Below are 14,015 nucleotides of genomic sequence, written 5' to 3' on the forward strand. Positions count from 1 at the left end.
GTTTATCCTCTTTTCCATCTTGTACCTTGAGCGGTATCTTCTAAAATAATATTACGCTCTTTTAAATCATCACGAATTTGATCAGACAGTGCAAAATCGCGGTTTTGACGAGCCTCAATACGTTTTTGAATTAATGCTTCAATCTCTTCATCAAGCAATTCTTCTTTTGTTAACTCTAATCCTAAAATACCAAATAACGTTTCGAACTGTTTTACATACGCCTCAATTACAGCTTTTGATGTATGTTCTTCCAATAGATATTGATTTGCATGATTTGCTAAATTATACAATTCAGTTATTGCATTTGCTGTATTAAAATCATCTTTCATTGCTTCTTCAAACGTTAACTGGAATTTCTCTATTTCAACTAACCATTTTTCATTATGGTCTGTTAAATCTGTGCTACTTTCCATACGGTGCTTTAAGTTACCATATGCTGTTTTAATTCGCTCTAATCCATTATTTGTACTGTGTAATAACTCTTCACTAAAGTTGATTGGATGACGATAATGTACAGATAGCATAAAGAAACGAATTAACTGCGGGTCGTATTGCTTAATAATGTCATGAACTAAAATGAAGTTCCCTAATGATTTAGACATTTTTTCATTGTTAATATTAATATATCCATTATGCATCCAGTAACGTGCAAATGTTTTTCCCGTCAACGCTTCTGATTGTGCAATCTCATTTTCATGGTGTGGGAACGCTAAATCTTGACCACCAGCATGAATATCGATTGTATCACCTAAATATTTTCTTGCCATCGCAGAGCATTCAATGTGCCATCCCGGACGACCTTTCCCCCAAGGGCTCTCCCAGAAGATTTCTCCTTCTTTCGCAGCTTTCCATAATGCAAAGTCAAGTGGATCTTGTTTCTTTTCTCCAACTTCAATACGTGCACCATGACGTAAATCTGCAATTGGTTGATGAGACAATTTGCCGTAACCTTCAAATTCTTTCGTTTTGTAATAAACATCGCCTTCAGATTCATATGCATATCCTTTTTTCACAAGTTCCTCAATAAATTCAATAATGATATCCATATTTTCTGTTACACGAGGATGAACCGTAGCATGTTTGCAACCTAATGCAGTTACATCTTCAAAGTACGCTTCAACAAAGCGATCTGCAATTGTTGGAACGTCCTCTCCTAGTTCATTTGCTGCTTTAATTAATTTATCATCTACATCTGTAAAGTTAGAAACATATTGTACATCATACCCTTTGTACTCTAAGTAGCGGCGCACTGTATCAAATACCATAGGTGGTCTTGCATTTCCAATATGAATATAGTTGTATACTGTCGGTCCGCATACATACATCTTCACTTTATTTTCTTCTAAAGGAACAAACTCTTCTTTCTCACGCGTTAACGTATTATAAATGTGAATAGTCATTTTCATCCTTCCTTTCCACTTTCACTTCAAGTTGCTTTTTTAATTTCTCGAGTTCAGCTTCCATTACTTTCAATTTATCGAAAATCGGATCCGGAAGATCTGAATGATTTAATTCCTGGCCTATCTTTACTCCATTCTGAATTACGACACGACCAGGTATACCTACAACTGTCGAATGTGCAGGAACTTCTTTCAATACAACAGACCCTGCACCAATTTTAGAATTCTCTCCAACTGTAATAGATCCGAGTACTTTTGCACCAGTTGCAATCAGTACATTATCTTGAATTGTTGGATGCCTTTTTCCTTTTTCTTTCCCTGTACCCCCTAATGTAACTCCTTGATAAATTGTTACATTGTCTCCAATTTCACATGTCTCCCCAATTACAACTCCCATACCGTGATCAATGAAAAAGCGGCGACCAATTGTGGCTCCTGGATGAATCTCAATCCCAGTAAAAAAACGACTAACTTGTGAAATCCAACGTGCAAGGAAGAAAAAATTCCGCTTATAAAAAGCATGTGCAATTCGGTGTGCCCAAACTGCATGTAATCCAGAGTAAGTTAAAATGACTTCGAAATAACTTCGTGCCGCTGGATCTTGTTCAAAAACGACTTCAATATCTTCTCGAAGCCTCTTAAACATCGATGTCCCCTCCCCTTTATGGGCTACTTTTCCGAGTGAACCGATTTACCACGAATTCCCTTACTTGTTATCTAGTCTTTATCCATCTCTACAAAAACTTATACCATACCTATTTACATGGTATAAAAAAGACGCCTCTGTCAAATTGACAGAGACGCCTTATAAGCGCGGTTCCACTCTGTTTAGGCTAAAATATAACCTCAAACTCATCCATGATAACGGTTTATACCGCTCCTGCTTACTTACGTTTCCCGAAACTATTCGTTGTTCAGCAGAAGACTCGAAGGGGCATTTCAAAAATCCGCTTATAAACCACTTCCAGCCAAAAGGTGGTTCTCTCTGTAAAAAGCCTGATTGTCTACTTCTCCTTCTCGTCGCTTTTCCATATTAGGTTTTAATGTATTCTTATTATATTTCTAAATTCGTCAAATGTTAACCAATTACTTTAAGAATACGGTTTAAAACTTTTTCTTTCCCAAGAAGTGCAATTGCATTTGGAAGTTCTGGACCATGTGTTTGACCAGTAGTCGCAACACGAATTGGCATAAATAAGTTTTTACCTTTATGTCCTGTTTCTTTTTGGACCGCTTTAATAGCCTTCTTAATCGCCGCTGGCTCCATTTCATCTAAAGCTTCTAATTCCGCAGCGAAAGCACGAAGTACTTCAGGCACTTGTTCGCCTTTCAACACTTCTTGTCCTTCTTCCTCATAATCTACATGATCTTTAAAGAACATCTCAGACAGCTCTACAATTTCAGCACCAAAACTCATTTGCTCATGATATAAAGCAATTACATCACGAATCCAAGCTTGCTCTTGCTCACTTAAGTTTTCACTTACGCGACCAGCTTTTACTAAATGAGGTAAACTTAATGCAACAACAGTATCTAAATCTTGCTTTTTCATGTACTGGTTGTTCATCCATTTTAGTTTCTGAGAATCAAATAATGCAGGTGATTTTGATAAACGAGCTGCATCAAACATTTCAATAAATTCATCTTTAGAGAAGATTTCCTCTTCACCAACTGGTGACCAACCTAACAATGCGATAAAGTTAAAGATTGCTTCTGGAAGATATCCCAGCTCTTTATATTGCTCAATAAATTGAATAATAGATTCATCGCGTTTACTTAACTTTTTACGACTTTCATTTACAATTAAAGTCATATGACCGAACTGAGGGACATCCCAACCGAAAGCTTCATAGATCATCATTTGCTTTGGTGTGTTAGAAATATGGTCATCACCACGAAGTACGTGTGTAATCTCCATTAAATGATCGTCTACTGCTACCGCAAAATTATAAGTTGGAATTCCATCTTTTTTCACGATAACGAAATCACCAAAGTCATTTGAGTGGAAAGCAACTTCATCTTTTACGATATCCTTAAATGTGTAGTCGCGGTCAGCTGGTACACGGAAACGAATACTTGGAATACGACCTTCTGCTTCAAATTGTTTAATTTGTTCTTCTGTTAAATCACGGTGATTACCTGCATAACGAGGTGTTTCACCACGAGCAATTTGTCCTTCACGCTCTGCTTCCAATTCTTCTTCTGTCATATAGCATTTATAAGCCAAACCACGCTCTAGTAAATCTTCATATAACTTTTTATAAATATCTAAACGTTCTGTTTGACGATATGGTCCATATTCACCACCAACATCAACACCTTCATCCCAGTCCATACCGAGCCATTTCAAGTATTTTAATTGGCTTTCTTCACCGCCAGCAACATTACGTTTTACATCAGTATCCTCAATACGAATGATAAACTTGCCATCTTGATGACGAGCAAATAAATAATTAAATAATGCCGTACGCGCATTTCCGATATGTAAGTGTCCTGTTGGACTTGGCGCATAGCGCACTCTCACTTGCTTTTCCATAATTGGTACACCTTCCATTCCTAATGTCAACACATTCTATAATTGTACACCAAAAAAATATGATTATCCATCTTACGAATTAAAAACAACTATTTTTTCTGTAATAGTACAACTGCTTGAGAAGCAATCCCTTCTTCTCTTCCTGTGAATCCTAATTTTTCAGTTGTTGTCGCCTTCACATTAACATTGTCTATAGAAGTTTCTAACAATTCACTAATACGCTTCCGCATACTTTCAATATATGGTGCCATTTTTGGCTTCTGAGCGATAATTGTACAATCTAAATTACCTAATTCATACCCTTGCTCACGCACAAACTCCCAAACCTTTTGCAATAACACAGCTGAATCTGCATCTTTAAAAGCAGGATCTGTATCTGGGAAATGTTTCCCAATATCACCTGCAGCAATTGCTCCTAAACATGCATCAGCAATTGTATGTAAAAGTACATCTGCATCTGAGTGACCTAATAATCCTTTTTCATGAGGAATCGTAATTCCACCGATAATTAACGGTCTACCTTCTGCAAATTCGTGTACATCAAAGCCTTGTCCAATTCGAAACATTTTACATCCTCCTCAAACTAAACTACTGAAATTCATGACCATATGTCGATGAATCTATTAAGAAAAGCCCGGTAGCTACCGAGCTTTTCTTAATATTATACCATCACTATCGTTCCTTCTGAACACGCAAGAAACTTTCAGCAATTAATAAATCTTCTGGAGTTGTCACTTTAATATTGTAATAACTCCCCTCTACTACGCCTACTTCTTTTCCTATGCGTTCTACAAGACTTGCATCGTCGGTACCAAGAAAACATCCTTGCTTTGCACTTTGATGCGCTTCTAGTAAAAGTGGAACAGCAAATCCTTGTGGTGTTTGAACTGCTCTAAGCTGAGAACGGTCAACCGTTTCAACAACGCTATCTTGTTCTACTCTCTTTACTGTATCCTTAACAGGCACTGCACAAATGGAAGCACCTTTCTCTTTTGCCTCAGTCAATACATCATGAATCATTTGTTCTGTTACAAACGGACGTGCTCCATCATGAACAAGAACATATTTGACCTCTTCTACATATTGAAGTGCATTATACACACTATCTTGTCTTTCAGCCCCGCCTTGAATAAACTGTACGCGTTTCTGAATCGGATATCTCTGCATTAGCTCTTCAAAATAAGGGCGTTCTTCTTTATTAATTGCCATAATAATATTTTTACATGCCTCATCTTTTTCAAAGGCACGTAATGTATGCACAATAATAGGCACTTCATTAATAAGCAAAAATAATTTATTTTTACCAGCACCCATTCGCTTTCCTTGGCCCGCAGCCGGAATAATTAATGTATACATGCTAATAATCCTCTACTTATAATGCTTTTTCTAATAACTTACGCTTTGCAAAAATCATTCGACCAGCAGATGTTTGTAGTACACTCGTAACGAGTACATCAAGTTGTGAACCAACATATTCTCGTCCATCTTCTACTACAATCATTGTACCATCATCTAAATAAGCAACACCTTGATTTTGTTCTTTTCCATCTTTAACAACATAAACGCTTAGTTCTTCACCTGGAAGTACAACCGGTTTGATTGCATTTGCTAAATCATTAATGTTCAGAACGGTTACTCCTTGTAGTTCAGAAACTTTATTTAAATTAAAATCATTTGTGACAACAGTACCACCAGTTATCTTCGCTAATTTCACAAGTTTGCTATCCACTTCTTGAATGTCTTCGAAATCACCTTCATAAATCTCTACTGGAATTGGCATCTCTTTTTGAATACGATTTAAGATATCTAATCCTCTACGTCCTCGATTACGCTTTAATGCATCAGAAGAATCGGCAATATGTTGTAACTCTTCTAATACAAATTGAGGAATCACAATTGTTCCTTCTAGAAACTTTGTTTGACAAATATCCGCAATACGTCCATCGATAATTACACTTGTATCAAGAATTTTCCAATGAGAAGAAGATTCTTCGACTCCTGTTTCTGCTTCAGCCTCTTCATTCCCACTATTGTTATTTTTCTTCTTACCACCGCGCTGTGGTAATGTAAATAACCCTAACAATTCATTTCTCTTTTTAAATCCTACTTGGAATCCTAAGTAACCAAGTAAAAGTGTAAAGAAGATTTGTAATACAGTGCTAATGACCGGGATTGTAAATTCCCGAATTGGTATCAAAATTAAATATGCAACAATAAGACCCGAAATTAATCCAAGCGTACCAAATAAAACATCTGTTACAGGCGCCTTTACAAGGGCTTCTTCAATATGTTTAATAAGCTGAACAATATAATCTACGAGCCAAAATGTTGTTAAAAATAAAATAATTGCACCAATAATTGCACGAACATATGAACCTTCAAGCAAAGGTACTGCACCAATGTCCAATACATTAATAACTTTCGGGATTAAATAAATCCCGAGCGCCCCTCCAATTACTAAAAAGAAGAGCTGTACGATCCGTCTTAACATCCAACCACCTCCTACTCATTATTAACCATTGTTTTGCTAATCAAAACGCCGAATGCAAAAGCGGACGTGTCTTTTCATAAATTGTTTTATTTACCAATATAACATATCATATACCAAAAATGTGTTAGTGTCGTTATATTATGAAATCAATGTAATATTCTTAATTGTGTCTACTCATATACAAATGCTCTTGTATTCGTTTTAAACCTTCTCGTATTTTTTTCGCCCGAACTTCTCCAATTCCTTCTACATCATCTAACTCATTAATACTCGCACGACAAACACCTTGCAATGTTTTAAATCGATTGATCAAGTTTTCAATAATAAGAGGTGGTACCCTAGAAATTTTACTTGTAATCCTATATCCTCTCGGTGTAACACTTTCCTCTAAACTCATTTGCCCCGGGTAACCAAGTAATTTCACTAAATCACTATCTTCTAAAAGCTGCGCGTTTGCAAGTTCCTGTAATTTTTTTAAAATTTGATAGTGATCCTGCGTCTTTTCTTGATAATAGTCTTTAATTAATAGTGCTGCTTCTGCTTCTAAATCTGCCAATAGCTCCGTAAGCTGCAAACGAATAAGTCTGCCTTCTGTTCCTAATTCATGAATATAACTTAGAATTTCATTCTTAATACGGAGTACCATCTCAACGCTATGTAGGACATGGACTACTTCAGACATTGTAACAACTTCCTCAAATTCTAGAATACCCAAGTTCGTAATACCATCATTCCATACTGCCTTATATTTTTCTAAAGTTTGAATAGCCTGATTTGCCTTTGTTAAAATAACACCTATATCTTTTAATGTATAACGTAAACTTCCCTGATATAGCGTAATTACGTTACGTCTTTGTGAAATAGCAACTACAAGACTTCCTGTTTGCTTCGCTACGCGCTCTGCTGTACGATGGCGCATCCCTGTTTCAATAGAATCAATAGATGACTCGGGAACCAGTTGTGCATTTGCAATCAAAATTTTACTTCCTGTCTCATTTAAAATAAGAGCTCCATCCATTTTTGCTAATTCGTATAAACTAGCGGGAGAGAATGCACAATTAATGTGAAATCCTCCATCAACAATGCTTTTAATCTGATCATTATATCCAAGGACAATTAAACCACCTGTTTGCGCGCGAAGTACATTATCAATACCTTCTCGCAAAGGTGTCCCTGGTGCAACAAGCTGTAAAATATTAATCATACTTTTTTTGACACGTTGCTTGTTTTCTTCCATAGCCTAGCCTCCTAATGTCAAACGAAGCGCCTCTCCTAAATTAGAAACACCAACTACTTCAATCCCATCCGGAATTGTCCAACCCCCTAAATTTTTTCGTGGGATAATGGCACGTTGAAACCCTAGTTTAGCCGCTTCTTGTACTCGTTGTTCAATTCTCGATACCCTTCTTATTTCGCCAGTTAACCCAACTTCTCCTATTACCGCATCGGTTGGTGCAGTTGACTTATCTCGAAAACTCGATGCAATACTTAAAGCGACCGCCAAATCAATTGCTGGTTCATCCAATCTCAACCCTCCAGCAACCTTTAAATACGCATCTTGGTTTTGTAATAATAAACCTACTCTTTTTTCTAGTACCGCCATAATAAGCGATACACGATTATGATCAATCCCTGTAGCCATTCTTCTTGGATTTCCAAAACTAGTAGGAGAAATTAATGCTTGTATTTCTACTAAAACTGGCCTTGTCCCTTCCATGGAAGCAACAACTGTAGAACCAGCAACTCCAACTGGTCTTTCTTCTAGAAAAATTTCTGAAGGATTTAATACTTCTGCAAGACCTAATTCCTTCATTTCAAATATACCCATCTCATTTGTAGAACCAAAACGATTTTTAACCGCCCGCAATATACGATATGTGTGATGACGGTCTCCTTCAAAATAAAGAACCGCATCCACCATATGTTCTAACATACGTGGTCCTGCAATCGCGCCTTCTTTGGTCACATGCCCTACGATAAAAATCGGGATTCCTTTCGTTTTTGCAAGTTTCATCAGTTCTGCTGTACATTCACGTACTTGTGAAACACTTCCTGGCGCTGAAGTTACTTCTGGTAAATAAATAGTTTGAATGGAATCAATGACAACAAAGGAAGGATTCATTTCGTCGATATGTGCTGCAATTCTCTGTAAATCTGTTTCTGAAACAACAAATAAGTTATTTCCATTTACATGTAGACGGTCTGCACGAAGTTTAATTTGTTTTGCTGATTCTTCACCAGATATATACAATACATCATACGCAGAATCTGCTAATTGCGATGATATTTGTAGTAATAAAGTTGATTTCCCAATTCCAGGGTCTCCTCCAATAAGTACGAGAGAACCATCAACAATTCCTCCACCGAGCACACGATTAAATTCTTGAAATTTCGTTTCAATGCGTGCCTCTGACTTTGTTTCTACCTCTGTAAGACGCCTTGGCTTCGTTACTTCCGTTTGAATCGCATTTGCATAGTTGATACGACGGGAGGATACAACTTGTTCCATCTCTTCAACAAGCGTATTCCATTGCCCACATCCAGGACACTTCCCCATATATTTTGGTGACTGATAACCACATTCTTGACATATAAATTTCGTTTTCTTTTTAGCCATCTTGTTTTTTACTTCACTTCACTTTCATATGTAAACATATATCCTTCTTGTACAAGAAAGAGGGCTATTATTTAGCCCTCTTCGTTTGTCTATACTTATTTTACCTTTTCTGCACTACGAATGACAAATGATTCTCCTTCAGCATCGAAGACAACTTTTTGACCTTTCTCAATTGCTCCTTTTAGAAGCTCTTCTGATAATCGATCTTCCACATGTTTTTGAATTGCTCGGCGTAGTGGCCGAGCACCATACTCACGATCAAATCCTTGATCAGCAATCGCTTCAATCGCTGCGCTTGTTAACTCTAATTCAATTTCTTGTTCTTTTAAACGGCTCACTAATTGATTCACCATGAGCGTTACAATTTCCTGAATATGTTTTTTCTCAAGCATATGGAACACAATGATTTCATCGATACGGTTTAAGAATTCTGGACGAAATGCTTTTTTCAATTCATCCATTACTTTACCCTTCATATCCGAATAATCACGGCTCTCATCTTGTACGTTAAAACCAAGATGTTTATTACGTTTTAATGCCTCAGCACCAACGTTAGAAGTCATAATAACAATTGTATTACGGAAATCCACTGTGCGTCCTTTAGAATCTGTTAAACGGCCATCTTCTAACACCTGCAGTAAGATGTTAAATACATCTGGATGTGCCTTCTCTACTTCATCTAATAGAACGACGGAATATGGTTTACGACGAACTTTTTCCGTCAATTGACCGCCCTCTTCGTACCCAACATACCCTGGAGGAGATCCAACTAAGCGAGAAGTAGAATGTTTCTCCATGTACTCAGACATATCAATCCGAATCATCGCATCTTCATCACCAAACATGGATTCCGCCAGCGCTCTTGCTAATTCGGTTTTACCTACCCCAGTAGGTCCTAAGAAAATAAATGAACCAATTGGACGTTTTGGATCTTTTAAACCTGCTCGTGCACGGCGCACTGCTTTCGCTACCGCAACAACAGCTTCATCTTGACCAATTACACGGTCATGTAAAATGGATTCTAGATTCAATAATTTGTTTGTTTCTGTTTGTGCAAGTTTAGAAACTGGAATACGCGTCCACGTAGAAACAACATTTGCAATATCCTCTACTGTTACTTCAGAGTTTTCTTTTCCTTGCTGCTCTTTCCACTGACGTTTTGTATCTTCTAACTTTTCACGTAAACGTTGTTCCATATCGCGTAAAGAAGCTGCCTTTTCAAACTCTTGGCTCTGTACAGCCGCATCTTTTTCTTTTCGAATTTCTTCAAGCTTCACTTCAAGTTCTTTTAAATTTGGTGGTGTTGTATAAGAACGTAAGCGTACTTTTGAAGCTGCTTCATCGATTAAGTCAATTGCTTTATCAGGCAAAAAGCGATCTGTAATATAACGATCTGAAAGTTTTACAGATGCATCAATTGCATCATCCGTAATGGAAACACGATGATGCGCTTCGTAACGGTCACGTAATCCTTTTAAAATTTGAATCGATTCTTCTAAGCTCGGTTCATCAACATGAATTGGTTGGAAACGTCTTTCTAGCGCTGCATCTTTTTCAATGTATTTACGATACTCATCTAACGTTGTCGCTCCAATGCATTGCAATTCACCACGTGCTAATGATGGTTTTAAAATATTGGATGCGTCAATCGCACCTTCTGCACCACCTGCACCAATTAATGTATGAAGTTCGTCAATAAACAAGATAATATTACCCGCTTGTCGAATTTCATCCATCACTTTCTTTAAGCGGTCTTCAAATTCACCACGATACTTCGTACCAGCAACAACTGTACCCATATCTAACGTCATAACACGCTTATCACGTAATGTTTCTGGAACTTCATTATTTACAATTTGCTGTGCTAGGCCCTCAGCTATTGCCGTTTTACCTACCCCAGGTTCTCCGATCAATACTGGGTTATTCTTAGTTCTGCGGCTCAGTACTTCAATAACACGTTGAATCTCTTTACTACGGCCAATAACAGGATCTAGGCGCCCTTCACGTGCCACAACCGTTAAATCACGTGCTAGACTATCAAGCGTTGGTGTATTTGCATTTGCTGATGCACCACCTTGATGACCTGATGTAGCTTCATTGCTTCCAAGGAGCTGTAATACTTGCTGTCTTGCTTTATTTAAACTTACGCCTAAGTTATTTAATACTCGCGCCGCAACGCCTTCACCTTCACGAATCAATCCTAATAAAATATGTTCTGTTCCGACATAAGAATGACCAAGTTTACGTGCCTCATCCATTGATAATTCAATTACTTTTTTTGCACGCGGTGTATAATGAACCGTTTGAGACATCTCTGTTCCACGACCAATCAATGCCTCTACCTCTTTTTGTACCTTCTCTGGGCTTAATCCAAGGGCGATTAACGCTTTAGCTGCAATTCCTTCACCTTCGCGTACAAGCCCAAGTAAAATATGTTCTGTTCCAATATTATTATGCCCAATGCGAATTGCCTCTTCTTGAGATAAAGCTAATACTTTCTGTGCTCGTTCTGTAAATCTTCCAAACATCATAGAAATCGCCTCCTACTTGCGCTCAATTTTGTTCAATTCGTAGTCGTTCACGTATTAATGTTGCTCTTCGATAATCCCTTTCTTCTGGACTCAAAGGGCCACCCGCGTATTGCTGTAAAATTCCAGGCTGAGTTAGTACCATCAACTCGGTTAAAATATTTCTTGATATATTTTTTATATAACCAAGATCAATGCCTAGCCGCATATCTGACAGACAAGTAGCCGCCTCTGCCGATTGAATTAATCGACTATTGGCCAGTATACCGTAAGAACGATATACTCGGTCTTCAAGTTCAATACTTGAATTTTTCATAATCAATTCTCGAGCTACTCTTTCTTGTTGTATAAGCTGATGAACGACACTCTCTAAGTCTGCTAGAATATCTTCTTCTGATTTTCCTAATGTCATTTGATTAGAAATTTGAAATATATTACCTAAGGCTTCGCTACCTTCACCGTATATTCCTCTTACGACTAAACCCAATTGTTGAATTGCTTGTATAATACGACTCATTCGTTTCGTCAAAACAAGTGCTGGTAAATGTATCATCACCGAAGCCCGTAACCCCGTTCCAACATTTGTGGGGCAACTTGTCATATAGCCAAGCGCTTCATCAAAAGCATATTCAACTGCTTCTTCAATCCAATTATCCATTTTGTTTGCGCATTGTAGCGCCTCTGATAATTGCAATCCTGAGAGCAAACATTGAATTCGCACATGATCTTCTTCATTAAGCATCACACTTATATGTTCATCTTCTGATAGTAAACAAGCACCAAATTCTGTTCCAGCAAGATTAGGACTGATTAAATGTTTTTCTACTAAAACTCTTCGCTGAAGTGGATTTAGTTCGTTCATCTTTAACAGTTCAAAACTCCCAAAAGATTTCACTTTCCGATTTGCCAGTTTCTTTTGAAATAAATTAGTAATCTGCTTAGCTTCTTCGTTTGTCTGCATAGTAGGGAAATGATAATCTTTTAAATTACGAGCCAAGCGAATGCGACTACTTAAAACAATATCAGAATCAGGGCCATCTCCCTTCATCCATGGACTAATTGCTTCATTCATAATACGATCTAGTGACATAGAATTATTCCCCCTTTCTATGTCCACTAAGTTGATTTATAATACTTCGAATTTGATCACGAATTTGAGCTGCTTCCTCAAATTCTTCTTTCTGTACACATTGCTTTAATTTTAATTTTAGTTCATCTAATTCTTTCTTTAGATGAATATTTCCTCCCATACGCTCTGGAATTTTCCCACAATGTTGTGTATAACCACCATGAAGCCGCTTCAACATGGGCTTTAGTTGTTCCTTAAATGTCTCATAACACGAAGCGCATCCAAAGCGTCCCACTTTTGCAAACTGTTCATATGTCATATTGCAAGTTGAACACCGTAACACCCTTGTATCTAAAAAATTATCCTCTTGGTTTTCAAACATTGATGATTCTCCATGTAGCAATCCAGCTAGTAAGTCATGAAAGGAAAAACTAGGTTGTGGTGATTGAAAGAAAGACGTATAGCCATTTTGTTCTGCACATTGCTCACAAAGATGAACTTCCGTCTTTTGTCCGTTTATTACTTTTGTATAATGTAAAGCTGCTGGTCTTACATTGCAATTTTGACAAGTCATCTTATATCCCCACCTTCACAATAGGAACAATCTACTTCATGATACTTTTTATACGTGACTAGATTATTTTGTTCACTTAATCTCGCCTATAAAAAGCCTCACGATAAAATGATATACCGCTAAAAACATTTTTAACAAAAGCTGTATTTATTTATATTTCAGTGTCCTCAACATTGCGCATAATATTCGAGCCCTAAGTTGATCCCGCGAAGGCAAATCCATTAATAATACGGATCGATCTAATACGCTCAGCATAAGTTTTGCTTCCCGATTTGTCACAATATCTTCTTCTACTAATCGTATGATGATACTTTCCGCATTTCCCTGCGCAATGCTATGCTCAATCATATGAAGCATTTGATCAATAATGTCTACATCGTCATGCAATTTGACTTTGATAATGCGAATGTAACCACCGCCGCCTCGTTTACTTTCAACGACAAACCCTCTTTCTAACGTAAAGCGAGTATTGATTACATAATTAATTTGAGATGGGACACAATCAAATCGGTCCGCAATCTCATTTCTCTTAATCTCAATCACATTATTATTGCTTAAGTCAATAACTTGCTTTAGATATTGCTCAATGATATCAGATATATTTCTCATTTATCCGCCACCTTTATTGACTTTGACTATCTTTGACTTTAATTATATACGTATTAAAGAAATTTGCAACTCTTTTGCTTCTTCACTATCCTAGCCAAAATTTTAGTTCTTTAATCACTGAGTTCACATTTTATATAACAAGATAAATTTCCCAGTTTCATTACATAGTAATACAAAAAAAGCACGAGTCA

12 protein-coding genes and 1 other annotated feature are annotated in these 14,015 nt (G+C 37.2%); all 12 genes read right to left on the reverse strand.

Annotated features, from left to right (window positions below):
* Positions 1 to 2: 2 nt before the first annotated feature.
* The gene (gene cysS / locus CN288_RS21430) at positions 3 to 1,400 is read right to left on the reverse strand and encodes a cysteine--tRNA ligase (RefSeq protein ID WP_098303059.1); all 1,398 of its coding nucleotides are present in this window, start codon (positions 1,398 to 1,400) and stop codon (positions 3 to 5) included.
* On the reverse strand, positions 1,381 to 2,046 hold the full coding sequence (cysE, locus tag CN288_RS21435) for a serine O-acetyltransferase (RefSeq protein ID WP_026593151.1): 666 nt from the start codon (positions 2,044 to 2,046) through the stop codon (positions 1,381 to 1,383). The genes cysS and cysE overlap by 20 nt, the downstream gene beginning before the upstream one ends.
* Positions 2,047 to 2,193: 147 nt before the next feature.
* Positions 2,194 to 2,430, reverse strand: a binding site (T-box leader).
* 48 nt (positions 2,431 to 2,478) lie between these two features.
* Positions 2,479 to 3,936 carry a glutamate--tRNA ligase gene (gene gltX / locus CN288_RS21440; protein ID WP_026593150.1) on the reverse strand — a complete coding sequence of 486 codons (1,458 nt, stop codon included), beginning with the start codon at positions 3,934 to 3,936 and terminating at the stop codon, positions 2,479 to 2,481.
* Between the two features lie 89 nt (positions 3,937 to 4,025).
* On the reverse strand, positions 4,026 to 4,502 hold the full coding sequence (ispF, locus tag CN288_RS21445) for a 2-C-methyl-D-erythritol 2,4-cyclodiphosphate synthase (RefSeq protein WP_026593149.1): 477 nt from the start codon (positions 4,500 to 4,502) through the stop codon (positions 4,026 to 4,028).
* Between the two features lie 106 nt (positions 4,503 to 4,608).
* A complete protein-coding gene (gene ispD / locus CN288_RS21450; RefSeq protein ID WP_098303060.1) occupies positions 4,609 to 5,292 on the reverse strand; it encodes a 2-C-methyl-D-erythritol 4-phosphate cytidylyltransferase in 684 nt (227 codons plus the stop codon).
* A 16-nt stretch (positions 5,293 to 5,308) separates the two neighbouring features.
* The gene (locus tag CN288_RS21455; RefSeq protein WP_090694445.1) at positions 5,309 to 6,427 is read right to left on the reverse strand and encodes a PIN/TRAM domain-containing protein; all 1,119 of its coding nucleotides are present in this window, start codon (positions 6,425 to 6,427) and stop codon (positions 5,309 to 5,311) included.
* Positions 6,428 to 6,587: 160 nt separating this feature from the next.
* Positions 6,588 to 7,664, reverse strand: a complete 1,077-nt coding sequence (disA, locus tag CN288_RS21460; RefSeq protein ID WP_026593146.1) for a DNA integrity scanning diadenylate cyclase DisA — start codon at positions 7,662 to 7,664, stop codon at positions 6,588 to 6,590.
* A 3-nt stretch (positions 7,665 to 7,667) separates the two neighbouring features.
* Positions 7,668 to 9,044, reverse strand: a complete 1,377-nt coding sequence (gene radA / locus CN288_RS21465; protein WP_098303061.1) for a DNA repair protein RadA — start codon at positions 9,042 to 9,044, stop codon at positions 7,668 to 7,670.
* Positions 9,045 to 9,139: 95 nt separating this feature from the next.
* Positions 9,140 to 11,575 (reverse strand): ATP-dependent protease ATP-binding subunit ClpC, encoded by a 2,436-nt coding sequence (gene clpC, locus CN288_RS21470; RefSeq protein ID WP_026593144.1) that lies wholly within the window; start codon positions 11,573 to 11,575, stop codon positions 9,140 to 9,142.
* Positions 11,576 to 11,597: 22 nt separating this feature from the next.
* Positions 11,598 to 12,662: a protein arginine kinase gene (locus CN288_RS21475; protein WP_026593143.1), complete on the reverse strand. Its 1,065-nt coding sequence runs from the start codon at positions 12,660 to 12,662 to the stop codon at positions 11,598 to 11,600.
* A 4-nt stretch (positions 12,663 to 12,666) separates the two neighbouring features.
* The gene (locus tag CN288_RS21480; RefSeq protein WP_026593142.1) at positions 12,667 to 13,215 is read right to left on the reverse strand and encodes a UvrB/UvrC motif-containing protein; all 549 of its coding nucleotides are present in this window, start codon (positions 13,213 to 13,215) and stop codon (positions 12,667 to 12,669) included.
* 147 nt (positions 13,216 to 13,362) lie between these two features.
* Entirely contained in the window at positions 13,363 to 13,824 is a 462-nt protein-coding gene (locus CN288_RS21485) for a CtsR family transcriptional regulator (RefSeq protein WP_026593141.1), read from the reverse strand.
* Positions 13,825 to 14,015 lie beyond the last annotated feature (191 nt).

It is taken from the genome of Bacillus sp. AFS023182 (assembly GCF_002560575.1).
Lineage (GTDB): Bacteria > Bacillota > Bacilli > Bacillales > Bacillaceae_G > Bacillus_A > Bacillus_A arachidis.

Coding starts and splice junctions, on each gene's coding strand:
- cysS (WP_098303059.1), bottom strand. CDS start 1,400: ATGACTATTCACATTTATAATACGTTAACGCGTGAGAAAGAAGAGTTT.
- clpC (WP_026593144.1), bottom strand. CDS start 11,575: ATGATGTTTGGAAGATTTACAGAACGAGCACAGAAAGTATTAGCTTTA.
- ispF (WP_026593149.1), bottom strand. CDS start 4,502: ATGTTTCGAATTGGACAAGGCTTTGATGTACACGAATTTGCAGAAGGT.
- ispD (WP_098303060.1), bottom strand. CDS start 5,292: ATGTATACATTAATTATTCCGGCTGCGGGCCAAGGAAAGCGAATGGGT.
- CN288_RS21485 (WP_026593141.1), bottom strand. CDS start 13,824: ATGAGAAATATATCTGATATCATTGAGCAATATCTAAAGCAAGTTATT.
- cysE (WP_026593151.1), bottom strand. CDS start 2,046: ATGTTTAAGAGGCTTCGAGAAGATATTGAAGTCGTTTTTGAACAAGAT.
- CN288_RS21455 (WP_090694445.1), bottom strand. CDS start 6,427: ATGTTAAGACGGATCGTACAGCTCTTCTTTTTAGTAATTGGAGGGGCG.
- CN288_RS21475 (WP_026593143.1), bottom strand. CDS start 12,662: ATGTCACTAGATCGTATTATGAATGAAGCAATTAGTCCATGGATGAAG.
- gltX (WP_026593150.1), bottom strand. CDS start 3,936: ATGGAAAAGCAAGTGAGAGTGCGCTATGCGCCAAGTCCAACAGGACAC.
- CN288_RS21480 (WP_026593142.1), bottom strand. CDS start 13,215: ATGACTTGTCAAAATTGCAATGTAAGACCAGCAGCTTTACATTATACA.
- radA (WP_098303061.1), bottom strand. CDS start 9,044: ATGGCTAAAAAGAAAACGAAATTTATATGTCAAGAATGTGGTTATCAG.
- disA (WP_026593146.1), bottom strand. CDS start 7,664: ATGGAAGAAAACAAGCAACGTGTCAAAAAAAGTATGATTAATATTTTA.